This is a genomic window from Pseudomonas syringae pv. tomato str. DC3000, from assembly GCF_000007805.1.
Lineage (GTDB): Bacteria > Pseudomonadota > Gammaproteobacteria > Pseudomonadales > Pseudomonadaceae > Aquipseudomonas > Aquipseudomonas avellanae.
Genome location: NC_004578.1, coordinates 2,812,958 through 2,836,854, shown reverse-complemented (window position 1 = coordinate 2,836,854; position 23,897 = coordinate 2,812,958). Strand labels below are relative to the sequence as shown.

The window sequence follows — 23,897 nt, the reverse complement described above, 5'->3', positions numbered from 1 at the left end:
CGTTACTTGGGTAACGCGTACGCAATCACGTAGTCACCACGGTCAGGCGATTGGCGGGCGCCGCCGGCGGTGAGCAGGATGTACTGCTTGCCGGTCTTGGGCGACACGTAGGTCATCGGGCCGGACTGGCTGCCTACGGGCAGGCGGGCCTTCCAGATTTCGTTGCCGTTGCCGCTGTCGAAGGCGCGCAGGTAGAAGTCCTGGGTGCCTGCGAAGAACAGCAAGCCCGACTGTGTGGACAACGATGCGCCCAGCGTCGGCATGCCGATCGGAATCGGCAGGCCCATGCGGATACCCATCGGGCCGGTGTCTTTTACGGTGCCGACCGGGACCTGCCACATGAGCTTTTTGGTCTTCAGGTCAATCGCCGACATGGTGCCGAACGGCGGTGCCTGGCACGGGATTCCGACAGCTGACAGGAAACGCTGACGCATTGCGCCGAATGGCGTGCCGGTCTGCGGTACGACGCCCATTTCGATGCCGCTGGCACCAGCGGCGATCTTATCGCGCGGGATCATGTAGTTGGCCAGGCCCAGGCGCATGTCGTTGACGAACATGTAGCTGTTGGTCGGGTCGACCGAGACACTGCCCCAGTTCATGCCGCCCAGCGAGCCAGGGAACTGCAACGCAGGGTCCAGGCCTGGTGGCGTATAAACGCCCTCGTGGCGCAGGCCTTTAAAGGCGATGCGGCACATCAGTTGATCGAATGCGGTGGCGCCCCACATGTCGGACTCTTTCAGGGTCTGGTTGCCAATCGACGGCATGTCCACCGAGAACGGCTGAGTCGGCGAATAGCGCTCGCCCGGCACATTACCTTGTGGCACGGCACGCTCTTCGACACGCGAGATCGGCACACCGGTTTCACGGTTGAGGAGGAAAATTTCGCCCTGCTTGGTGACTTGTGCCAGCGCAGGCTGCGTACCGCCCTTGCCGTCCGGAATGTCATACAGCAACGGCTGCGCCGGAATGTCGAAGTCCCACAGGTCGTGGTGGGTCATCTGGAAGTTCCAGCGTACCTGGCCGGTCTTGACGTCTACGGCGACCACTGACGAGGACCATTTGTCATCCAGCTCGGTACGCGTCCCGCCGAAGAAGTCAGGCGTGGCGTTGCCGGTCGGCAGGTAGATCAGGCCAAGTTTTTCGTCGTAGGACATTGCCGACCAGACGTTCGGCGTGCCGCGCGTGTAGGTCTCCCCGGCTGGCGGACGCTTGCTGGTGTTCGGGTTGCCCGGATCCCAGGCCCAGACCAGCTCACCACTGTGCACGTCAAAGGCGCGAACGACGCCCGGTGGCTCGCCGGTAGAGAAGTTGTCGGCGACTCTACCGCCCACTACAACGACATTGCCCGCCACCAGCGGCGTCGAGGTTTGCTGGTAGTAGCCTTCCTTGACTTCGCCCATGTCGGTTTTCAGATCGACGACGCCTTGATTGCCAAAGTCCTTGCAGGTCTCGCCGGTTTTGGCATCCAGTGCGATCAGGCGAGCATCGCCTGTCGGTAGAAACACACGTGTGGCGCAAACAGCAGCCGCCGGCTGAGCAGATACGTCGGCACCTGGCGTGGCGAAGTAGCCCAGGCCTCGGCAGCGTTGCCAGTTGGGTCCGCTGCCCTGCGGGTCGAACTTCCAGCGCTGGGTGCCGGTGTCGGCATCCAGTGCGAAGACTTTGCCGTAGGCGGTGCAGGTGTAGACGGTGTCACCGATCTGCAGTGGCGTGTTCTGGTCTTCCGCACCTGCGCCGGTGCTCTGCGGGATGTCGCCGGTGTGGAAGGTCCAGGCGACCTGCAACTTTTCGACGTTGCCCTTGTTGATCTGATCCAGCGCCGCGAACCGGTTGCCTGCCGGGGTGTTGCCCCAGTGTGCCCAGTCCTTCTGCTCGGCGCCGGGTGCCACCGGAACGACGGCCGGCACGCTGCTGGCGCTAACCACATGGCTTGGGACGAACATGTAACCCATGGTCGCGACAACACCGATGGCCAGCACGCCGGCCAGGCCATAAGCGCCACGACCTGCCTGCGCACCCGAAGCGCGAATCAGCGTCGGGTAAATCAGCGCAACCACCAGGCCGATCACGGCAAAGGTCAATACGCGGGACACCAGCGGCCAGTAATGCAGGCCTGCATCCCAGACCGCCCAGAGCGCAGTCAATATCAAGGCGATGCCATACAGCACTGCGCCCTTGGGTTTGCGGGCTGCGATCAGCGCACCGCTGACCAGCATCGCCAGCCCCATCAGCAGGAAGAACCAACTCCCGCCCAATGTCACCAGGTAGCCGCCGCCACCTGCCAGACCGAGCCCGATCAGAGCGATCAGCACGCCCAACCCGAGCAACAGCAACCTGCTGCCAGCTCCTGTGTCTTGCTTGTTTGTCATTTTTCAAACCTGTCGGATTTTTACAGCCCAACAGAATGTACCAAACGGTTCATAATGACAAATTGTCGCACCCCGCCAAGCGTCTGGAACGGGCTTTTACGGGCGATCAGCGCACAGTTTTTCGTGTGTATGCAGGTGTTTACAGCGCCATCATTTACAGCGTCATGCCGTCCCGGCCAATCAATACATGGCCAGGCAGCCTTTGCGGCGGCTCCATCAACCAGGCATCCAGCGTGTGGCCGATGTGCGTCAAAACCGCCTTAGCCGGGCGCAGTTGGTCGATGCTTTCCAGCGCCAGGGTCAGGTCATTGTGATTACGGGGCGGCTGAGGCTGCGGGGGCATGGAGCAGTCGAGAATCAGCACGTCCAGCGGCTGACGTTGCAGGAATTCGCAGGTCGCGTCCGGCAAGCCGACGGTGTCGGTCAGGTACGCCACGCGTTGCCCGTCGCCTTCCAGCAAATAGCCGAATGTGGGTCTGGAGTGCGCCAGCGGCAGCGCGGTGACGTGCAGTTCGCCCAGCGCACGGGTTTCGAAGGCGGCAAACGGCTGGCTGAAATCAAGAATGCCGGGGTGCTTGTAAAGGTCGGCCAGCCCTTCAGGATCGGCCGGACCGTGGACCGGAATCACCAGCCCCTGGCCCCAGCGCAGGTGCAACAGGCCTTGGGCATGATCGGCGTGGTAGTGGGTCTGCAGAATGCCGTTCAGGCTGCGCGGCGGGAAACGCTCAGTGAGGTCGGTCAGGCCGCTGTCAATCAACCAGCGCTGGCCGGCGCACTCGATCAGCGCGCTGCACGGCAAACGCCGCAGGTCCTGATTGGCCTGCGCCGCCGAACACGCCACGCACTGGCAACCGTAGACCGGCACCTGCCGCGCGTCACCAGTGCCTAGCAGCGTCAGGCGCATGCTTGGCGCTTGTCCATCAACCCTATCAGGGTCGCAACGGTGTGTTGCAAATCTGCGGAATTATCCAGCGCGAAGACCTGTGGGTTGCTGGCCAGCAGGTCCCCGGCGAAGCGCGTGTTGCGCTCCAGACGTTCCTCGATTTCCACGAGGGTTTCCCGATTGCGCGCCAGCAAACGCTGACGCAACACGTCCTGATTGACTGTCAGCAATACGGCCAACAGGTTGGGATAGCGCATCTGCGCTTTCTGCAGATGTGCTCGAGACCCGTTGATCAAGACGTCGTTACCTTCCAGCAACCATTGATCAATCTCGATGGGGATGCCGTAACGCAAGCCATTGGCCTGCCAGCTCAACGCAAACGCACCCCGATCGCGCATGTGCTCGAACTCTTCGACGCTCACGGCCTGCGCCGCCTCACCCACCGCTTCGGCGGAACGGGTGATGACCCGCCGCACCACCCGGCAATTGCGTTGCGTCAACGTTTCCCGGGCGGCATCCAGCAGGCTGTCCTTGCCTGAACCGGACGGCCCGATGAGATAGATCAACCTGCCAACCATCAAAACACCCTCTTCCCTTGTCGCCAGACCTTGTCGATCACCGGCAGGCCTGCATGATTGCGCGCCTGAATCAGATCAGCGCGCAGACCGACGCGAATTTCACCGCGATCCGCCAGCCCCGCCGCAATGGCAGGCGTGCGGCTGACCATATTGATTGCGTGTGGCAGCTCGCAGTCGTTGTCCTGCTCGGCCAGCATGAACGCGGCCTGCAGCAGGCTGGCCGGATAGTAATCACTGGACAGAATGTCCAGCAGCCCGTGCCTGGCCAACGATGCAGCTGCCACGTTACCGGAGTGCGAGCCACCGCGCACGATGTTCGGTGCGCCCATCAACACACTCATGCCCAGTTGCCGACACCCCTGAGCGGCTTCCAGTGTGGTCGGAAACTCGGCGATGTTCATGCCAAAACCCGCCGATTCCTCGACATGGGCCATGGTTGCATCATCGTGGCTGGCAATCGACAGGCCCCGCGCCAGACACAGTTCGACGATTGCCCGCCGGTAGCGATCGGCATATTCGGTGGAGTTGGCGACCTGTTCGACGATGAAGTGATCCATCTCCTCATGGCTCATGTGGTATTTGCCCATGTAGTACTCGCGGTACTTGGACTCCAGCGCAAACTGACGCTGGCCGGGCGCGTGTTCCATCACCGACACCAGTTGCACCAGCGGCTGGCCCACCAGGTCGCGAAACACGTTCAGGGTGTCCGGATGGCTGACTTCGCAACGCAAATGCAGCAGGTGGTCGGCGCGGGTCAGGCCCGCTTCGTTGGCGTCGGCAATCGCCTGAAGCATGGCGGGCAATTGCTGCATGCGCTTGCCCTTGGGGTTGATGTCGCCAATCGACAGCGCGTCGAACACGGTGGTAATACCGGCCGCGACAATCTGCGCATCATGGCTGATGACGGCCGACATCGATGGCCAGTCCACACCCGGACGCGGCGACAGGTGTTTTTCCAGGTTGTCGGTGTGCAATTCCACCAGCCCAGGCAACAGAAAGTCGCCCTCAAGGTCCTGGGCCTGGCTCAACTGACTGCGCCCGGTCTGCACCTCGGCAATCAGGCCATCACGCACCACGACGGTGCCGATAAACACCTGCTCAGCGGTCACCACACGGGCATTACTGAAAATCTGTTCGTTCAGCATTGCAGCAACTCCTTGGCGGTGAGGTCCACCGGGGTCATGTCGAGTTGACGGTCGGCGACCGACTCGCGGGCGTCACGGTCATGGAAAATGCCGATCAGTGCCGCACCGGCCTGTTTGGCCTCAGCGACGAGTTCCAGCACCACCTTGCGGTTGGCGTCGTCCAGCGAAGCAGTCGGCTCGTCGAGCAACAGTACCGGCCACGGCACCATGAACGCCCGGGCAATGTTGATGCGTTGTTGTTCGCCACCCGAGAATGTGCTGGGCGCCAGCGGCCACAGGCGCTGCGGGATGTTCAGACGGGTCAGCAGCAGTTGCGCGCGCGCCTGCGCCTGCTCACGACTCCAGCCTCTTGCCAGCGCGGGCTCCATCAGCACGTCGAGACTCGATACTCGGGGGATGACGCGCAAAAACTGGCTGACATAGCCCAGCGTCTTGCGGCGCACCTCGAGTACCTGGCGCGGGGTCGCCCCGACCAGTTCGGTCCATTCGCCCTCGTGCTGCACGCGAATGCTGCCGGCCGCTGGCAGGTAGTTGCCATACAGCGTGCGCAACAAGGTACTTTTGCCCGCGCCGGACTGCCCGCTAAGCATCAGGCATTCGCCGCTGCGCACCGAGAAGCTGAGCCCGCGCAGCACATTGAGGACCACGCCGTTGTGCTGATGCAGGGTGAAGGTTTTCGACAGGTCGCGGACCTCGATCAATGTCGTCATCGGTTTCACCTCTTCTACCTGGGATGTGCGGCTCATGGCTGCAACACCGAAGAGACCAGCAGTTGTGAGTACGGATGCTGCGGGTCATCGAGAATCTGATCGGTGAGGCCACTTTCAACCACTTCCGAGCGGCGCATGACCATCAGCCGGTCCGCCAGCAGCCGCGCGACCGCCAGGTCGTGGGTGACGATGACCACCGCCAGGTCCAGTTCGCGAACCAGCCCACGCAGCAAATCGAGCAAACGCGCCTGCACTGACACATCCAGCCCGCCAGTGGGCTCGTCCATGAACACCAGCCTGGGGCTGGACACCAGATTGCGGGCGATTTGCAGACGCTGCTGCATGCCGCCGGAAAACGTGCGCGGCAGGTCATCGATGCGCTGCGGGTCGATTTCAACCTGAGTCAGCCAGTCCAGCGCCGCACTGCGCAGTTGCTGGTAATTACGCACGCCCTGCGCCATCAGACGCTCACCGATGTTGGCCCCGGCCGAAACGCCCATGCGCAGGCCATCGCGCGGGTTCTGCTCGACAAAACCCCATTCGGTGCGTAACAAAGTGCGACGCTGCGCCTCGCTGGCGCTGTACAGGTCGAACCAGCTGCCACCCTTGCCTCGGTAGTCGATGTTGCCGCGATCCGGCGGGCAACGTCCGCTCAACAACGACAGCAAGGTGGATTTGCCCGAGCCGGACTCGCCGACAATGCCCAGCACTTCACCGGGGTACAGGTCGAAACTGACGTCCTGACAGCCCTTCTGCACCCCGTACAGACGGGTCAACCCGCGAACCTTGAGCAACGGCTGCGCAGGTTCGGCCTGACGCGCACCTTCGGGATTCAATGACTGTGCACTGATCATCGGGCGTTCTCCTGCTGTTTGACGCGCTGGGCGCAGTAATCGGTGTCGGAACAGACAAAACTCTGTGTTCCGGCGTCATCGAGAATCAGTTCGTCGAGAAACGAATCAGGGCTGCCGCAGATGGCGCAGCACTGTTCCCAGCGCTGCACTTCAAACGGATGGTCTTCAAAATCTAGGCTCACCACCTGGGTGAACGGCGGCACGGCGTACAAGCGTTTTTCGCGTCCGGCACCGAACAGCATCAGCGCCGGGCTCATGTGCAGCTTGGGGTTGTCGAATTTCGGAATCGGCGAGGGGTCCATCACGTAACGCTCATCGACCATCACCGGATAGGCATAGCTGGTAGCGATGTGGCCGAAGGTGGCGATGTCTTCGTAGAGTTTGACGTGCATGACGCCGTAGTCATCCAGCGCGTGCATCGTGCGGGTCTCGGTTTCCGAGGGTTCGATGAAACGCAGCGGCTCGGGGATCGGCACTTGATAGACCATGATCTGATCAGCGTGCAGCGGTGTTTCCGGAATCCGGTGGCGGGTCTGGATGACCGTGGCATCCGGGGTGCGCTCGGTGGTGGCGATACCTGCGGTACGGGCAAAGAAGCGCCGGATCGACACCGCGTTGGTGGTATCGTCAGCGCCCTGATCGATGACTTTGAGCACGTCGTCGTCACCCAGGATCGCCGCCGTCAGCTGCATGCCACCGGTGCCCCAGCCGTAAGGCAACGGCATTTCGCGCCCGCCGAATGGCACCTGATAACCGGGAATCGCGACGGCCTTGAGCAAGGCACGGCGAATCATGCGTTTGGTCTGTTCGTCCAGATACGCGAAGTTGTACGCCTCATCTCGCGCTGGTCGGGTCTGTGCAGCGCTCTTGACTGGAGTGTTCATTGGTCGCTCTCCGGGGTCGGTGCGGACTTGCGCAGCTTGCGGATCAGTTCCAGCTCGGACTGAAAATCCACGTAATGCGGTAACTTGAGATGCGAGACAAAGCCCGCCGCTTCGACGTTGTCGCAGTGCGCCAGCACAAACTCTTCCTGCTGCGCGGGCGAACGGATTTCTTCGCTGAATTCCTCGGCACGTAACGAGCGGTCCACCAGCGCCATGCCCATCGCTTTGCGCTCCGCATTGCCAAAGGCCAGGCCGTAACCCCGGGTGAACTGCGCCGGTTCGCTGGCCGAGCCGACGAACTGGTTGACCATCTCGCATTCAGTGATTTCGATGTCGCCAATCACAATCGCAAAACCCAGCTCTTCGGGCTCGATCCAGACCTCCACGGTACCGACGCGGATCTCTCCGGCGAACGGGTGATTGCGCCCATAGCCACGCTGGGTCGAGTAACCCAGCGCCAGCAGAAAGCCCTCATCGCCACGCGCCAGTGCCTGCAAGCGCTGCGCACGGCTGGAGGGGAATTCCAGCGGTTCACGGGTGATGTCAGCGACGCTTCCACCCTCATCGACTTCCGGCTTCATCAGCCCCTCTTTGGCCAGCAACCCCATTACGCGCGGGCATGGGTCCAGTGTCGCCTGCGCCGCCACGTCGGGCCCTGGATGCTCGCCTTCGGCCAGCAAGGTGAAATCCAGCAGCCGGTGGGTGTAGTCGAACGTCGGCCCCAGCAACTGGCCGCCGGGCACGTCCTTGAAGGTCGCCGACAAACGCCGGTCAAGCTGCATGTTCGAGGTGTCGATGGGCACGCTGGCGCAAAAACGCGTTAGCGTCGTGCGGTAGGCGCGCAGCAGAAAGATCGCTTCGACCAGGTCGCCCGCCGACTGCTTGATCGCCAGCGCGGCCAGTTGCGGGTCGTACAGCGAGCCTTCGCTCATCACCCGCGCCACGGCCAGCGGCAACTGCTGACGGATCTGCTCGACGTCGAGTTCGGCGATGTCTGTATCGCCACGGCGCTTGTTGGCCAGCAGGCGGTGGGCGTTATCGATGGCCTGTTCGCCACCCTTCACGGCAACGTACATCAGGCACACTCCTGCACGCGGGTGCTGCGTGGCAAACCGAGCATCTGCTTGCCGGCCAGAAAGAACACGTCCAGCCCGCAGGGAAATGAGTTACGCGAATCGCGCTCGATCCAGAAACCGGCTTCAAGCGGCAAACTCACTGTTTTTTGCCGTTCGATGCCGGGGCCGCTCCAGCTCAGCGCTGGCCCGCCTTCAAGGTTCGGCAGCTGGATCAGCAAGGTGCAGGACTGGTCCGGGTAACGGTCATTGCCGGTATCAAAGCCGTCCAGATGGTGGGCAGTGGCCAGGTCGAGCAACGCAAAGCGCGCCGCCTGGCGATCACTGACAATCGGGCTGGCGCAATGAAAGGCAATGTTTGCCCGAATGGCCGGGGTATCGAACGCAGGTGCAAGCCAGACCGGCGTGTCCAGGTCCAGCAGCGCCAGGCACAAGGCATGAGTGGCGCTGTCCAGGCCTTGCAAGGCAGGCGGCAGATGCCCGGCGGGCAACGTGTGCGCGATCCCTGGCCCGGCCAGCGCTTTCAAGGCCATGCGAAAGCTGCGTTGCGCATCAAGTACGGGGTCGGTAAAGGCAGGTTGCAGAAGGATGGCGCTCATCAGTCTTCTCCTCGGACCAGGGTAAAGAATTCCACTTTGGTCGCAGCGGTTTCAGCGTCCTTACGGGCCCGGCGCTCGGCTTGTGCACGCGTCAGGGGTTCGATCAGTTCGTTCAGCCACCAGGCCTGCTGCGCGCCCTGCAAGTGGGCGTCGGCCAGTGCAGCCAGTTCAGCGTGGCGCTTGTCGCGTCCGGCCAGATAGCTGTAGCCGGTACGCCCGTCGGCAAGGCGCACCACGCAGCGTGTCACGCTCATTTCGCCCAGATTGAAGGCCGAGCCGGTGCCGCCCATCCGGCCGCGCACCAGGGTCATGCCGATTTCCGGGGCGCGGATCATCTGGTATTCGGTATCGCGCAGTGCGGCTTCATGACGGTTCAACTGTTCGCGGCTCGGCTCATCGACATGGGCGCGGGCCAATACGCCCATCCAGTGCTGGCGCGCGGCTGTTTCGGGACTTGCTGACATGGAACACCTCGACATCATCTGGTTGGAATGGCAGTCGCCACCTGGTACTGGAAGCGGTCGGAGCGGCTGACCGAGCGGGAAAGCTCGACCGGCTGCCCCGCTCCGTCGCAGGAAACGGTCAGCACCGTCAGTGCAGGCATGTGCCGGGGCATCAACAGCAACCCGGCTTCTTCGCGTGACGGCAATCGCGCGCCGATCAGACTTTGCGCGCGACTCAACGGTAGCCCGCACTCAGCCAGGTACTGACGCACCGAGCCGCCCTGATAATCAGCCAGCAACTCGTGGTAAACGGCGCTGTAACGGTGGAAAATCAGGCTTACCGCCTGACCGTCCAATTTGCGCAAGGTCTGCAGCTCGATCACTGGCGCGTGCTCGGCCAGGCCCAGATGCAGCGCGTCTTCATGGCTGGCCTGGCACTCGCGACGCAGCAGCAGAATGGCTTCCACGCCAACGCCCTGCGCCGACAACGACTGGCTGTAGGCACTGTCGGCCTGCATCGGGTAGATCAGCGGACGCTCCAGCACCTGAGTACCCTTGCCCTGACGGCGCAATACGCTGCCTTCACGCACCAGTTCATCGACCGCGCGGCGAATGGTGTGGCGATTGACGCTGAAGCGCTCGGCCAGCTGAAACTCGGCAGGCAGGTAGTCGCCGGGCTGGTAGCCGGCCAGCTCGTCGCGTAGGGTTTCGGCCAGCCCGAGGTATAACGGCTCGTCTTGTCTAGACAACTGCATGGTTAAAAAAAGTGTTCATTGGAACACCCCCTCTTCAATCAAATGAATTGCTTGCGCAGGCGCTGCGACACAATGTCGATCAGGCTTACCACCACGATGATGACCAGCAGCACGGCACTGGTCTGGACGAACGCAAAGGCCCGGATGTTTTCCCAGAGAATCACCCCGATGCCACCCGCACCCACCATGCCAACGACCGTCGCTGAGCGCACATTGGATTCAAACCGGTATAGAGCATAGGAGATCCACAGCGGCATGACCTGCGGAATGACGCCATAGATCACTTCCTGTAGCGCGCTGGCTCCGGTGGCGCGCACCCCTTCGACAGGGCCAGGCTCGATGGCTTCAACGGCCTCGGCAAATAGTTTGGCCAGCACGCCGGTGGTGCTGATCCACAACGCCAGCACCCCGGCGAAAGGCCCGAGACCGACGGCGACCACAAACAGCATGGCGAAGACCATTTCGTTGATCGAACGAAACGCATCCATGCAGCGCCGCAGCGGCAAGTGAATCCACCACGGGGTGATGTTCTCGGCGCAGAGAATACCCAGCGGAATGGAACAGACAATCGCCAGCGCCGTGCCCCACAGGGCGATCTGGATCGTTATCAGCATTTCCTTGAGGTAGCTGCGCCACTCGCGAAAATCGGGCGGAAAGAAGTCTGAGGCGAACGTCGCCATGTTCGATGAATCGCGCACCAGCGCCATCGGGTTCATCTCCGCGCCCTGCCAGGCCCAGGCCAGAGCGGCAAGCAGCAGCCCCCAGCCCAGGTAACGAGCCCCGTTGGGCTTGCCCGCCACCTGAGCGTATGCACCGTGAGTATTCATGTGTATCTCCCGCCGACAGCCTGTCGATCAACCCGCGGTACTGGTCGCGGTTTTCTGGTTAAGCTCGGTAATGCGTTCCTGCAATTTGCTCAGGCTGGCATCGATGTCCTTGAGACGGCTGGCCTTCTCCTCTGCGTTCAGCGTGGTGCTGGCGACGACTTCAGTGCGCTGCTTGAACAGTTCAAGTTGACGAATCGGCAACAACTGGTCATCACTGGACTTGAGGAATTTGCCCATCTGCATGTTCTTGAGGACGGTTTTCTCTTCGTCGGTATCGCCATAGCTGGCGAAGAACTCACGAATCTTCGTCTTGTTTTCGTCCGACAGCGCCTTGCTCCAGACAATCGGGTCGGCTGGAATCAGCGGCGACTTCCAGATCACTTTCAATTGTTCGACCTTGTCCGGCTGCGTCACGGCCAGGCGGTCCCAGCTTTCGGTGTTGAACGTCGCGACATCGAGCTGGCCCTTGGCAACGCTCAATGCGTTGACTTCGTGGCTGGAATTCAAGGTGCGCTTGAACGCCGTGGAGGCGTCCACATGGTTTTTGGCGAACACGTAATAACCGGGCACCAGATAGCCCGAGGTAGAGTTCGGGTCACCGTTGCCGAAGGTCAGGCTCTTGGCGTTCTTGAGCATGTCTTCGACGGAGTTGATCGGGCTGTCCTTGCGCACGATCAGCAGGCTCCAGTAACCGGCGGAACCATCGGCAGCGGCGGTCTGAGCGAAAATCTCGCCGTTGGAACGGTCCACCGCTTCCAGCGCAGCCTTGTTGCCCAGCCACGCCACATCGACCTTGTTGAAGCGCATGCCCTGAATCAGCCCGGCATAGTCCGACGCGAAGCTGGCATTGACCTTGAGGCCGGTTTTCTTGCTCATGTCATCGAGAAACGGCTGCCAGATACTTTTCAGGTTCTGCGACGATTCGGTGGACATGATGCCGAAATTGATGACTTTTTCTTCCGCTGCCTGGACCGTGCCCAATGCACAGGCGGTCAGCAAAGCGGCAGACGCGAGGACGCGACCGATACGGTTGAACATGCAAGCTCTCCTGATTAGAGGGTGATGTTGAGAAGCTTCAGACTTTAGCCAGTACCAGACGCGGCTTTTGCCGGACGCGACGGCTGCGTTCGGTGATCATCAGGCTCGCGTCTTCGTCTGCGCCGTACAGGTCGTTAAGGAACGGCTTGCTGAGGTCCTGCGCCGGACCGTCGTAATGAATGCGCCCGCCTTTAAGGGCCACGGCACGCGGGCAATAGCGCACGGCGTAATCGACCTGATGCAGCGTGACGACGACTGTCTTGCCATCCTGGCGGTTGATGTCGGCAAGAATTTCCATGACCCGACGGGCCGATTCGGGGTCGAGCGAGGCAATCGGTTCATCGGCCAGAATCACTTCGGCGCGTTGTGTCAGCGCACGGGCGATGGCCACCCGTTGCTGCTGGCCACCCGACAGCGTCGAGGCACGCTGAGCGGCCAGATCAGCCAGCCCGACCCGATCCAGTGCGACCATGGCGCGCTGCTTTTCCTCACGATTGAACAACCCCAAGCTGCCACGCCAGCGCGGCATACGGCCCAGGCAACCGATCAGGACGTTGTCCATCACGCTGAGACGATTGACCAGATTGAACTGCTGAAAGATGTAGCCGATGTCGGCGCGCAGGCGCCGTACCTGGCCATTGAGACGCCCGGAAGACTGAACCTCGCGCCCCAGCACCTGAACCTGACCGCCATTGCTGCGATCACAGCACGCCAGCCCCGCAAGGTGGCGTAATAAGGTCGACTTGCCGGAGCCCGAAGCGCCAATCAGGGCAACCATTTCACCGGGTTGTATAGACAACGCCAGATCAAGCAAAGCGCTTTTGTTTGAAAAGGTCTTGTTCAGGCCCTGGACATGAATGGCTGCGTTCATGAGGCTTCTCGGTCTGGGCACGACCCGGGACAGGTCGTATTCGGTGTCAACCAAACTGAACCTGTGTTGTTGCAGCCTCATGAACCGCGAGTGACGAGCTGATAACAGTTTGTCGCAGGGAGTGTTGCAGCGTGTATGACTCAGCGCAGATCTCGGGAGCAGCTACGTGCCGATGCGCCGGCAGGCTGTTCGGGAGGTGCCTGGGCGTAAGCCCGGGTATGACTGCAGACTCCCGGCAGATCGCTAAAGCGCTGGCGGTTCTAAAGATCCCGTGACATCAAAGCTGCGCAGGCATGCGAAAACCGCGCAATGCAGTCATATCGAAAGGATTGGGCGCGCGCAGGCTCGACAAAAGATAATGCGCGCGCATGCCGCCGACATCGGCTTTGAGCAGTAGCACATCACGTCCTTGCAAAGGCTCGGTCTGCATCAGGTCGAAGAGGCGAAACAGCGACCATGGGCCGTTGTTCTTTTCTATGCCCAGCGGCCGTCCGAGCCTACCGTCCATGACCAGACTCGCGCGCCCATTGTCGATGCCTGCCGGCCATTTGAACCCCATCGGCACGATTGGACCGTGGCGATACTCCAGCGACTGATCGCCCAGACGAAATTCCGCGCGGCGCACGCCAGGGTCAAGTGTGTAGGGCTCAAGGGTGAATTGCACCTGCGGCTCCGGTGTGTGAGTGCTGAAGAAGCTTTTGCGGATGTCATGCACGCCGGCCATCTGGTGCAGGTAGGCACGACTCATCGGCAGGCTGTAACCGTCGAGGGTGCGCAAGCGGAGGTTTCCCGGGCTGCCGCTGACAAAAGGCCTCAGGTAGTTATCGAAAAACCGCTCGGCAATGCCTTGTGGCCCGAAGAATTCACGAAAGTCCTCAAGCGCCACGTCGCTGCTGCTGTGGGCATGAAACGGATAGCGTTTGTCGAGAGACTGCTCATAGAAACTGTAAAGCTCGGCCTTGTAGCGTTGGTTCAGATAGTGGTGAGACTGATACAGCACGAAACTCCAGGTGTCTTCAGCCAGCTTGTCAAACCAGCCGCCGACGGGTTGAGGCAACACTGTCGCCGCGCTGCGCAGGTTGTTCAGTGCATCTCGCTGCCCGGACATCCGCCCTTTGGCCATCTCGTAGGCAGCCAGATCAGGTTGACCGGAGCGTGCCAGCGCGGCCATCTGCATCTGCAACTCATTGACGGCGTTCAGCGCAGCCATCAGGTCGGCTGAGGGACCGCTTTCCTCATCCAGCAATCGATGCAGCGCATCAAAACGTCGCTGCAATGATTTCTTGGCTGTCTCGGGCAAACTACTGGCAGCCGACTGTTGCAATTGCTCGCCAAGAGCAACCGCCTGGTCAAGCACTGCAGGGGTTGAAACTGTTTTACCGACTTGTGTTTTCGCAGCGTCAAGGCTGTCCGCAAGCATCGGAAACCGCGTGTTGTCGCGCACCTCGGTCAGCAACCTCAGCAAAGGCGAATGGGCCGCCGCCAGGCCTGCCATTTGCACTGCGCCCTGAGCTGGCCCCTCAAAAGGATGCAATGAAACCCGGCCAATGGCCTCTGCCCAATGGTCGGCGTAATCCCGGAAGTACAGCTTTTCCAGCTCGACCATCAGCGCGCGCAATTGAGTGACGCTGAACGGTGCCCCCTCCCCCAGTACCCAATTGTCACGCATGATTTCAGTCACCAGTCCGGTGCCGTGTGTGACGAAGTACCGCTCGTAACCCTGACGCGTATAAAGCCCTGGAATTCGATAGTCGGCACCTGCCAACACTGCTTCTTGTGGCCCGGTGTGATGAGCCAGGCTGTAATCCGGCAATACCCGGGCTTTTTCACGCAGTACCCGATAAACCACAGTGGCGAGTGATTCATTACGCAACACCTGACGCGCCTGCGCCACCAGAGCATCGTTGGCCGGATAGACAAAAGGCAGCGCAAGCAAGCGCTTGAAATGCTGGTTCAGCTCGCGCTGAGCCTGTGCGTGCCCGGCATAGCGAATTGACCAGTCGGCGGTGGCCCATGTCTCCAGTGCAGAAGGTAACCGGTGCTCTCGCTGAATCAGCATCAGATAGGCGCGAAGGCTGCTCAGCAATTGCTCGCGGTCCCGCAGGCTGTCCAGTATCCGGGCTTCGAACATGCTGACCATTCGTGGCAGCAGTTGCGTCTGCAAACCAGCGTGATAGGCGCGCATAAGTACCTCGTTGGCAGGCTGTCCCTGATAAAGCCCGCTACGTTCGTACAGAGCGACTTCGTCGCTGTCCGGAAATACCCGAGCGGCCTCGTAAAGGGTGTTCAAGCTGGCCAGGATCGTCAGCAGATCATCTTCGGCGGTGAGCGATGACGTCTGCCGCGTCCACTGCTCACCCAGTGTGCGAAGCTTTTCCAGCCTGTCGTGGTTAGCATTGAAGCCGGTCGCCCAGAGCGCACCAGACACCGCCAGAAATAGCAGCGCTGCACAATACATGCCCTTTTGCCGCCACTGGATTTTCTTCCGGGCTTCTTTGCCGAGCATGGCCAGATCGGACTCAGGAAAAATGACATGACGTAACAGATCATGAATAAACCGTGCGCGGCCACCGTGTTGCACAGGAAGACCCGCACCGGTTTCAGGCTCAGGTTGTTGACCGCCCTGCTGCATGACGTGGGGTGCACGGGTCAGGTAAAAGCCACGCAATTGACTGGCTCGCTGATAGCGGTTCCCGGAAAACGCCAACTCGGCAAAAATATTCAGCCGGCGTCCGATGCCCCCAAGCTGATTGGGAAACTCGAGCATTCTCCCCCGACGCTGGCTGTCGCGCTCCTGATGAATACGAGTTATGACCTGACTGCCCAGGCGCTGTAGCAAGGTCTCGAACGCCTGACTGATGACGTCGACATCGGTGCCTCGCTGCCCTTTTTTGAACGTTGTCCCAAGGACCTGCTCACTTTCCTCGCGAGACAATTGATCAAAGAAATCATCGAAACCCGCTATCGAGTCTGCTTTGGTCAGCACCAGGTAAACCGGAACATCAACGTGCAACCGGCGAAAGATCTCGTCCAGACGAACACGTACATCTCCAGCGACTTTCTCCAGACGCTTGTCCAGGCCATCAAGAAGAATATCCACCGGCAATGTCACCAGCACACCGCTGAGCGGCTGCGTTCGCAGACGTCCCTGTAACAGCCCCAACAGCGTCATCCATGCGCCGCCGTCCACTTGGGGATCAGGCTGATCGAAATAGCGGCCCGATGTGTCCAGAAGGATCGCCTGGTGTGTGAAGTACCAGTCGCAACTGCCGGTACTGCTCGTATCGCGAGTCAGTTTGCGAGCCGGTCTGTCGAGGGGGAAATCGAGCCCGGAAAAATCCAGCAGACTGGTCTTGCCACTGCCCTGAGGGCCGATCAATACATACCAGGGCAGCTCCTTGCGGCCGCGAGCGCCCAGTTCTCCAAACAGAGCGGAATCCTTGAGGACGCGCTGGGCATCCGTGAAGCGACTGGCAAGTTCCAGGCGCTCCTTTTCCATCACAACCGACTTGCGCAGGCACTCTTTGCCCGTCTCACTTTCCTCGGCCTGCCTTTTGATCAGGCTACCGCGCCAGTTGGTAAAGACCATCCCCAGCCCCCACACCAGAAACAACACACTGATTGTTATCAACCGTGCGCTGGTGCCTTCCCAGAACCTGTTATCCGACACCGCCAGCAGCGGACCAAAACTCCATATCGATGCCGCCAACAAAAACACCAGCAACAGTGACCAGACCCAGGTTTTACACAACACTTCAATGAGCTTTTTAAAGAGGGATTTCATGACTTTTCTCTTGTCAGGATCGAGGCTCGAGCACTGTCGAAAGTGCTGACCGATAAGGTGTGAGTACAGCCTCACGCTGCTCGCTCAGCACCCAGGCGAACCCCGAATACAGCACTGTCAGACTGGTAAAGGTGAACAGCACAATCAGCCATATCGGCACAATACGCAGCGGACCGTTACGTGATGACTCCGCGCCCTGCCAGTGAGGTGAAAGGGTTCGAGAGACGTCGCCTCTGAGGTGCCTTATCTGCCGGTAAAGGCTGTCCCGGATATCTTCCAGTTCACTGCTATTACGGCGGGTCGAGCGGTATTTCCCTTCAAACCCGAGTGCCAGACACAGGTACATCAACTCAAGCATCGGCAAGTGTTTGAACGGGTTGGTGGAAAGTCTTTCGAGCAATTGAAAGAACTTTTCCCCGCCGAATGTTTCCTTGTGAAAGCGGCTCAGCAGGCTGATCTTCGACCAGTCACTTGCGCTGCCCCAGCGCGTATTCAAAACAGCTTCGTCCACCACCGTGCACAACACATAGCGTGCGGCGAGTAGCTGATCGTTATCGATTGCGCGCTTGCGGGCCTCGGCCTCGAACAGCTTTACCTGGTCCGACAGCTGTACGTTGAGAAAATGAATATCGCCAACTTCGTCTGCAACAGGCAGCCTCGCTACCTGAGCAAGCAGCCCGCTTGCCGCTGCAACCAGCGGATTGACATGAATATTGAAGCGCTCGTCTGTTCTCCCGGAGTTCTGGACCCGTCGCGCCGTTGGGCCCTCAGGGATATTCGTGTCGTTGACGTCGGTAAACAGGTCATCGCCCCGGGCGGCATCAACCCAGCCATAGTCAATAGTGCTGTCTTCGCGACGGCCTTGCTCATCGTTCAATTCGTTCATCAGTTTCTGATCGCCCAAAACTGCAATTCAAGCCCCGAGAACTCGCCTGACACATGAAAGGCGAACCCTCCGGACTTATCGATTCCAATCTGCTCCTGATCGTTGATGTCGAGAACGAAGTAAGTCTTGTTGGCATGAAACGGGATCTGTCGGGGTGCCACGGGCAGCGGCCTGAGCCTGATACCGGGAAGATGCAACGCTACCAGTTCACGGATACTCTCCACAGAACCGACCTTGAGGTGCGACGGCAATCGAACGCGCAGTTCTTCGGCATCGCATTGCGCGCGGGCAGCCAGCACAAATGAGGCGGTTCCCAGCAGCTCACCGTCGATGCGAGGAGAAACCAACACACCGTACTGCCTGGGCTGCAACTCGAGTTCCAGCGCATGCTGTTCAACGACCATCGACAACAATTGTCGAATGGCAAGCATCACACTCCTGAACGTCGCCGCCTGATCTGTATGTTGGTAGCTGCTTTCCAGTCGAGGGCGCCTTGTTTCAGTGCCAAACGTCGCCAGCTCACCCAGTAGCGTCAGCAATAAGCGATACAGCTCTTCAGGGTGAAGATGTCGAGTCTCCAGATAGTGCCGAAGCACCAACGCACTGCGATTGATCAATTGCAACATCATGAAATCACCCACCTCGGCATCGCTGGCCTGGCCGCGCGAACTGATGCGCGCAGCAATGACATCGCCTCGGTGCTGCAACAGGCTTGTGACCTCCTTCAGGCACGACATCAAGTACCGGGAACCGCCGGCATTGACGAATGTGGCAGAGTATTCAGCGTCCAGTGTTATTGCCTTGTCAGGGCTGCAGATCAGGATATGGCACAACTTGAGCATCACGTAGGTGTGCTCGCCTTGTGGTTCACCCAGCAGCAGACGAAACTCGGGGCGCGCGCAGACAACCGGTGTGGAACTGCCCTCTCCAGCGTTGGAATCCGCGACGCTGGCGGCGTAGGCGGTGAAACGCGCGAACACATCCGACTGTTCCTGGCTGCGTGCCTCGATGCAATTACCCGCTACGATCGGCAGTGCTACATAGACCGACAGGTTTGAAGTGTTGGGCGCAATATCCAGCGCCAATGGACGCTCACGGTCACCGATATCGAAGACGCTGCCATCCGGGAATATGCCCGAGGCCTGGTTAAGCACAATCTGCCCAGAGCTCAGAAATTGCCGATCAATTTCCAGCGCCGTGAACCCCCAGTTGAAGGCCCCCGCCAGACGGGTACGGACTTTCAACTGATGATCGTAATAACGGTCGTTATGCTGAAAGTGCTGCGGACGCAGCAGCATGCCTTCCTGCCAGATAACCTTGTGCGAATTCATGTGGGATTTCCTGCGCTGATCGGGCTGTCGACTCGCTGGATGCCAGACTCACCCAGGATGAAAGCAGCATGATTCTGTTGTTCGGGGATTATCTGAATCACATGACGCCAGCGGGTCTCCGGCAGGTTGCGATAAGCCGCCAACAGGCCGACGTAACGACTGCCCTCTTCCAGTTTCAGCTTCAATGCAATGCTCTCGCCGGGACGAAGCTCAAACTCTTCGCTTGCGACAAGGTCTTGCTCCATTACGTGATCCGTACGCTGATACAGTGAAAAGAAATCCATCGATTGAAACGTGACCGGACGTTTGAGTTCCAGCAGTTTCAGAACAACTGGAGACGGCCGGCCATTCAAATCCGGATTGAGCTGATGGTCCGCGCGTAGCGTGATATCCAGACGGGTTTGTGTAGAGTATGGCGAAAGCGCTGAGCAACCGGCGAGCGTGAGCAACAGCAGTAACCGGGCCAGCCGGGTGCAATAAAAAATCATCTAAGTTATTCCTTCAAGTCTGGAGCGAAGGCCATCAACCTTTCGCGTTATTGTTAGTTATCGCGATTGACCGGTTCGGGGCTGCCCAGCGCGCGGTATTGATCATCGCTGAACCGGTAATGGCCGTTGCACCCGCTAATGCACATCAAGGCAAGCAGCATAAAAATCAAAGCAGGCCCACAATGGAAGTTCATTGAAACAGCTCCTCAAAAAAAGAAATGAACAGGCAGTCTGGAGATACGGTTAATCACGCTTTTCATGAGTGGCGCCCATTTTCAAATGAGCCAGACGGTAAAGCAGAGTACGGCGCGATACACCCAATGTGCGGGCTGCACGACTGCGATTACCGTTGCTGTCGCGCAAACACTCCATGAGAACGCCACGCTCGAACTGCTCGATGTGTTCGCGCAGTGTTAAACAGGCCGGATGGCTCACTGAATCGGAGGCAATCGGAAAGTGCTCGGGCCGCAACTTATTGTCTTCGCATAACAGCACTGCGCGCTCGACGAACCCCTTCAACTCCCGAATGTTGCCTGGAAAGGCGTACCCGGATAAAACGCTCAACGCAGCTTCCGACCACTGCACAGGCTCTTTCTGTGATTGGCGGCAGGCCATATCGGAGAAGTGCCTGGCCAGTATTTCTATGTCCTCTACACGTTTACGCAGTGGAGGAAGTTCAATGGGAAACTGGGCCAGCCTGTAGTAAAGGTCTTCACGAAAGCGCCCCTCGGCAATCAGCTTAGGAAGATCCCTATGGGTGGCCGCAATAATTCGTACATCAACCTTGCGCACTTCATTGGAGCCCAGCGGACGAATCTCTCCCTCCTGCAATACGCGTAGCAGCTTTGCCTGCAACAGCATCGGCATATCACCGATTTCATCAAGCAGAAGCGTACCGCCATGAGCCGTATCGAACAGGCCACGTCGATCCCGATCAGCACCGGTGAAAGCGCCCTTGCGATAGCCAAACAGCTCGCTTTCCAGCAGAGCTTCCGGGAATGCAGCACAATTCTGTACGACGAAGGCGTTCAGGCGCCGAGGCCCGTACTCGTGAAGGGCACGAGATACCACTTCCTTGCCTGTCCCGGTTTCACCGGTAAGCAAAATGGTGCAGGTGCTGTCCAGCACTTTGCTGAGAAGATGGGTTGTGCGGCCCAGGGCTGCGCTGTTTCCGGTAAGCCCGAATTGCGCGGGCTTTGCGGCGGGCCTTCGCGGGTGAGACGCGGCGCTGCCAGGCTTGTCCGGTAACGCGAGCAGACCCAACTGAGAAATCACGAACGAGCCCAATGCACCCAGTGAGCCTGCATAGCCGTCCAGCGGTCGGCATTGCCTGCTCGCACAGACCAGCAGCCCGACGGGTATGTTGTCGCGGCTTGGCAGCGGAATGCACAGCAGTGACTGCCATGCATGTTCCTGCACGGGCAAACAGTCTGTTGCGTAGGGGCTGCTGCTGATTTCCGGAATACTGACGACCCGGTTTTGAAGCAGACTGAAACGCAGCAGAGGCAAGTCACAGAAGTCTTCCGGTGATGCCTTCCTGCTGCAGGACCGAATGACGCCTTCTACGATTTGCGCAGCGAGGCCGAGACATTTGTGTTTGCTATCGAGCAGAAACAACTGGCTTGATTCACAGCCGCTGAGTTCGGCAGCCGCTCTGACGAAACCCTCCAGCAGGGATCGCCTTTCATCAGCCTGTGAGAGGATCGAGTAGTGTGAAACCAGCGTTTGCGCATAACTCAGCGGGTCGGGCAGTGCGTTGAACGGTGAGGTCATGTTATTCGAACTCACAGACAATGCCGCCAGAAGCGTCAAGTGTTGCGTGCGCCCTGGAGACGCTGTCACCGCTGCTCGCGGCACTCAGCAGTCGGTCGGCGATGAGCGGCGTCACGCGTGACTCCAGCACGTGATCAATCAACCTCGCACCGCTGTCGCTTTGGGTGCAGCATTCAAGCAGATAGCGAGTCAGATCCGGAGAATAACTGAAGGTCAGCCCGCGGCATTCGAGCCTTTCCCCAAGCCTGCTCAGTTTCAACTCGATCAATTCATGGAGCACCACCCCCGTAACGGGGTAATAAGGCACTACTCGCATCCTGGCCAGTAAAGCAGGCTTGAAATGCGCGGTGAGTAGCGGCTTTATTCTCATAGCCAGCTCGTCGGCATCCGGACGCTCACCCTCTCGGCAGCTCGCATGGATCAGATCACCGCCCAGATTGGAAGTCATCAGAATAAGCGTGTTGCGGAAGTTGATTTCCCGGCCTTCGCCGTCGTTGGCGACACCCTTGTCGAATATCTGATAGAACAGGTTCATTACTTCCGGGTCAGCCTTCTCGACTTCATCAAGCAGAATCACCGAGTACGGCTTCTGTCGAACGGCATCGGTCAACATGCCTCCCTCGCCATAGCCAACGTAGCCCGCAGGCGCGCCGATCAAGCGTGAGACCGTATGCTTTTCCTGAAACTCGGACATATTGATCGTCGTAAGAAAGCGCTCGCCGCCATATAAAAGATCAGCCAGAGCGATAGCGGTTTCGGTCTTGCCCACGCCACTGGGACCCACCAGAAGGAACACGCCAGTAGGTGCATTCGGCGCATTCAAACCTGCCGCCGACGCCTTCACTGCCCTTTCAAGAACCTGCACAGCCTGCTCCTGTCCCCGAATGCGCAGACGCAGGTCAGACGAAAAATCTGCAATGGAAAGGCTGTGTTCCTGGACCAGCTGCGACAGCGGTATGCCGGTCCAGGCATTGACCACTTGCGCGACTAACCTGGGACATACTTCGAAGCTCACCAGACGGTCTTTCAGCTGCGTGCTGAGGATCGTCTGCTGAGCCTGAGCCAATTCGGACTCCAGCGCCTGGGTGGCCTGACAATCACTGTCCAGAGTGGTCAGAGCGTTCTGCTGTATTTTTCGGTGGGCAAGTTGCTGACGCAGATCAAGCACCCGCCTGGCGGTTTTTCGCTGATCAAGCCAGGCGTCTTCAAGCACGATGGCTTCCTTGCGGATACGCGACACACTGGATGCCAGTGTACTCAACACCTTGTCATCCACCGACAAGCCTGCATCGGCATCACGCTGCACGGCCTCAAGGTGTCTCTGCTGCTGAACCATCTCGCTGCGAAGATGCTCAAGGCGCTCAGGCACCGCGACCAGACTGATTTGCACTCGGGCGCAGGCTGTATCAAGCAGATCGATTGCCTTGTCTGGCAGCTGCCGACCGGATATATAGCGTGCCGACAGCCGGGCAGCGGCCACCACCGCATCGTCGCGTAGATAGACGCCATGGCTCTGTTCATACAGTGGAGCGAGCCCGCGCAGGATGGTGACGGCTTGTTCGACCGTGGGCTCAAGCACGCGAACCGGCTGAAAGCGACGTGCAAGCGCCGGATCCTTCTCAAAGTATTGTCGATATTCGGCCCAGGTGGTTGCCGCGATAGTGCGCAGTTCGCCACGTGCCAGTGCTGGCTTCAAAATGTTGGCAGCGTCTGAGCCTCCAGCATTTGCACCTGCGCCGATCAGAGTGTGGGCTTCATCAATGAACAGAATGAAAGAGCCCGGCGAAGACTTGACCTCGTCAATGACGCCCTTCAAGCGACGCTCGAACTCGCCTTTGATACTGGCACCTGCCTGGAGCAGGCCCATATCAAGAGACAACAGTTCGACATCTTTCAATAGGTCAGGAACTTCACCCCGAACGATTCTCAGCGCCAGCCCTTCGACAATTGCAGTTTTGCCAACACCCGCCTCGCCCACCACAATCGGATTGTTCTTGCGGCGGCGAGCCAGTATGTCGACCATCTGCCGCAGGCAGTCGTCCCGGCACAGCACCGGATCAAGCGACCCCTCTCGGGCCTGCTGCGTCAGGTTATGAGTGAAGCGTTCGAGCAGTGAATCAGATTGATGTATCGCTTGCCTTGCTGTGCCGGATGCCTGCCTGGAAAGCACATAGTCCCGAAAGCGTTCAATGTTGATTTTCGCCAGGAGTGGCTGGTAGGGACGATCGGCATAACGCAACGGGTTGCGCAGCAGCGCAAGAATCAGCGCAGCCTGATCAATGTGACTCTGCCCCAAATCCAGCGTGGCAATAAGAAGTGCGTCCTGAAACCATTGAACAAGTTCGGCGGCGAATACCGGGGTTCGGTCGACGCTATGCTCAACAGGCACAAGGATCAGGCCTGCGAATTCGGCAGTCGAGACATCTGCGTCCGATAGCGCACGCATCAGCATTCCATCCGGTCGTTCCAGCAAGCCAGGCAACATATCCTCAACGAGAATCTGGCTACTGCCTCTGGACACGCAACGCCCTGCGGCCCCCTCGAGTTCGTTGCGTGTGGGGGCATCCAGGGCTTTAACGAGTTGCTGCAGGTCTACATCGATCATG

20 protein-coding genes are annotated in these 23,897 nt (G+C 59.5%); all 20 read right to left on the bottom strand.

The window, feature by feature from the left end:
- Window positions 1–2: 2 nt before the first annotated feature.
- The 20 genes from PSPTO_RS13290 to tssH all read right to left on the bottom strand — a co-directional run bounded on the left by PSPTO_RS13290 (window position 3) and on the right by tssH (window position 23,896).
- Window positions 3–2,369 carry a glucose/quinate/shikimate family membrane-bound PQQ-dependent dehydrogenase gene (locus tag PSPTO_RS13290; RefSeq protein WP_011104090.1) on the bottom strand — a complete coding sequence of 789 codons (2,367 nt, stop codon included), beginning with the start codon at window positions 2,367–2,369 and terminating at the stop codon, window positions 3–5.
- Between the two features lie 154 nt (window positions 2,370–2,523).
- On the bottom strand, window positions 2,524–3,273 hold the full coding sequence (gene phnP, locus PSPTO_RS13285; RefSeq protein ID WP_011104089.1) for a phosphonate metabolism protein PhnP: 750 nt from the start codon (window positions 3,271–3,273) through the stop codon (window positions 2,524–2,526).
- Window positions 3,264–3,830 (bottom strand): phosphonate metabolism protein/1,5-bisphosphokinase (PRPP-forming) PhnN, encoded by a 567-nt coding sequence (phnN, locus tag PSPTO_RS13280; protein WP_011104088.1) that lies wholly within the window; start codon window positions 3,828–3,830, stop codon window positions 3,264–3,266. The genes phnP and phnN overlap by 10 nt, the downstream gene beginning before the upstream one ends.
- Window positions 3,830–4,975: an alpha-D-ribose 1-methylphosphonate 5-triphosphate diphosphatase gene (locus PSPTO_RS13275; RefSeq protein WP_011104087.1), complete on the bottom strand. Its 1,146-nt coding sequence runs from the start codon at window positions 4,973–4,975 to the stop codon at window positions 3,830–3,832. The genes phnN and PSPTO_RS13275 overlap by 1 nt, the downstream gene beginning before the upstream one ends.
- Window positions 4,969–5,685: a phosphonate C-P lyase system protein PhnL gene (phnL, locus tag PSPTO_RS13270; protein ID WP_011104086.1), complete on the bottom strand. Its 717-nt coding sequence runs from the start codon at window positions 5,683–5,685 to the stop codon at window positions 4,969–4,971. The genes PSPTO_RS13275 and phnL overlap by 7 nt, the downstream gene beginning before the upstream one ends.
- 32 nt (window positions 5,686–5,717) lie before the next feature.
- Window positions 5,718–6,539 carry a phosphonate C-P lyase system protein PhnK gene (phnK, locus tag PSPTO_RS13265; protein WP_011104085.1) on the bottom strand — a complete coding sequence of 274 codons (822 nt, stop codon included), beginning with the start codon at window positions 6,537–6,539 and terminating at the stop codon, window positions 5,718–5,720.
- Window positions 6,536–7,423 (bottom strand): alpha-D-ribose 1-methylphosphonate 5-phosphate C-P-lyase PhnJ, encoded by an 888-nt coding sequence (locus PSPTO_RS13260; protein ID WP_011104084.1) that lies wholly within the window; start codon window positions 7,421–7,423, stop codon window positions 6,536–6,538. Before PSPTO_RS13260 ends, phnK begins: the two co-directional genes overlap by 4 nt.
- Complete coding sequence (locus tag PSPTO_RS13255; protein WP_011104083.1) at window positions 7,420–8,499, bottom strand: carbon-phosphorus lyase complex subunit PhnI; 1,080 nt, start codon at window positions 8,497–8,499, stop codon at window positions 7,420–7,422. The genes PSPTO_RS13260 and PSPTO_RS13255 overlap by 4 nt, the downstream gene beginning before the upstream one ends.
- On the bottom strand, window positions 8,499–9,095 hold the full coding sequence (gene phnH / locus PSPTO_RS13250; RefSeq protein WP_011104082.1) for a phosphonate C-P lyase system protein PhnH: 597 nt from the start codon (window positions 9,093–9,095) through the stop codon (window positions 8,499–8,501). Before phnH ends, PSPTO_RS13255 begins: the two co-directional genes overlap by 1 nt.
- Window positions 9,095–9,559 (bottom strand): phosphonate C-P lyase system protein PhnG, encoded by a 465-nt coding sequence (gene phnG / locus PSPTO_RS13245; RefSeq protein WP_007246944.1) that lies wholly within the window; start codon window positions 9,557–9,559, stop codon window positions 9,095–9,097. The genes phnH and phnG overlap by 1 nt, the downstream gene beginning before the upstream one ends.
- A 14-nt stretch (window positions 9,560–9,573) precedes the next feature.
- Window positions 9,574–10,293 carry a phosphonate metabolism transcriptional regulator PhnF gene (phnF, locus tag PSPTO_RS13240; protein WP_011104081.1) on the bottom strand — a complete coding sequence of 240 codons (720 nt, stop codon included), beginning with the start codon at window positions 10,291–10,293 and terminating at the stop codon, window positions 9,574–9,576.
- 38 nt (window positions 10,294–10,331) lie between these two features.
- The gene (gene phnE, locus PSPTO_RS13235; RefSeq protein ID WP_007246946.1) at window positions 10,332–11,120 is read right to left on the bottom strand and encodes a phosphonate ABC transporter, permease protein PhnE; all 789 of its coding nucleotides are present in this window, start codon (window positions 11,118–11,120) and stop codon (window positions 10,332–10,334) included.
- Between the two features lie 27 nt (window positions 11,121–11,147).
- On the bottom strand, window positions 11,148–12,158 hold the full coding sequence (phnD, locus tag PSPTO_RS13230) for a phosphonate ABC transporter substrate-binding protein (RefSeq protein ID WP_007246947.1): 1,011 nt from the start codon (window positions 12,156–12,158) through the stop codon (window positions 11,148–11,150).
- 37 nt (window positions 12,159–12,195) lie between these two features.
- Window positions 12,196–13,029, bottom strand: a complete 834-nt coding sequence (phnC, locus tag PSPTO_RS13225; protein ID WP_011104080.1) for a phosphonate ABC transporter ATP-binding protein — start codon at window positions 13,027–13,029, stop codon at window positions 12,196–12,198.
- Between the two features lie 277 nt (window positions 13,030–13,306).
- Window positions 13,307–16,813, bottom strand: a complete 3,507-nt coding sequence (tssM, locus tag PSPTO_RS13220; protein ID WP_011104079.1) for a type VI secretion system membrane subunit TssM — start codon at window positions 16,811–16,813, stop codon at window positions 13,307–13,309.
- Window positions 16,814–16,826: 13 nt separating this feature from the next.
- A complete protein-coding gene (gene icmH / locus PSPTO_RS13215; RefSeq protein ID WP_046463302.1) occupies window positions 16,827–17,717 on the bottom strand; it encodes a type IVB secretion system protein IcmH/DotU in 891 nt (296 codons plus the stop codon).
- On the bottom strand, window positions 17,699–19,030 hold the full coding sequence (tssK, locus tag PSPTO_RS13210; protein ID WP_010213774.1) for a type VI secretion system baseplate subunit TssK: 1,332 nt from the start codon (window positions 19,028–19,030) through the stop codon (window positions 17,699–17,701). The genes icmH and tssK overlap by 19 nt, the downstream gene beginning before the upstream one ends.
- On the bottom strand, window positions 19,027–19,518 hold the full coding sequence (tssJ, locus tag PSPTO_RS13205) for a type VI secretion system lipoprotein TssJ (protein ID WP_007246952.1): 492 nt from the start codon (window positions 19,516–19,518) through the stop codon (window positions 19,027–19,029). Before tssJ ends, tssK begins: the two co-directional genes overlap by 4 nt.
- Window positions 19,519–19,761: 243 nt before the next feature.
- Window positions 19,762–21,291 (bottom strand): sigma-54-dependent Fis family transcriptional regulator, encoded by a 1,530-nt coding sequence (locus PSPTO_RS13200; protein ID WP_011104077.1) that lies wholly within the window; start codon window positions 21,289–21,291, stop codon window positions 19,762–19,764.
- Between the two features lies 1 nt (window position 21,292).
- Window positions 21,293–23,896, bottom strand: coding sequence for a type VI secretion system ATPase TssH (gene tssH, locus PSPTO_RS13195; RefSeq protein ID WP_011104076.1), 2,604 nt, complete (start codon window positions 23,894–23,896; stop codon window positions 21,293–21,295).
- Window position 23,897 lies beyond the last annotated feature (1 nt).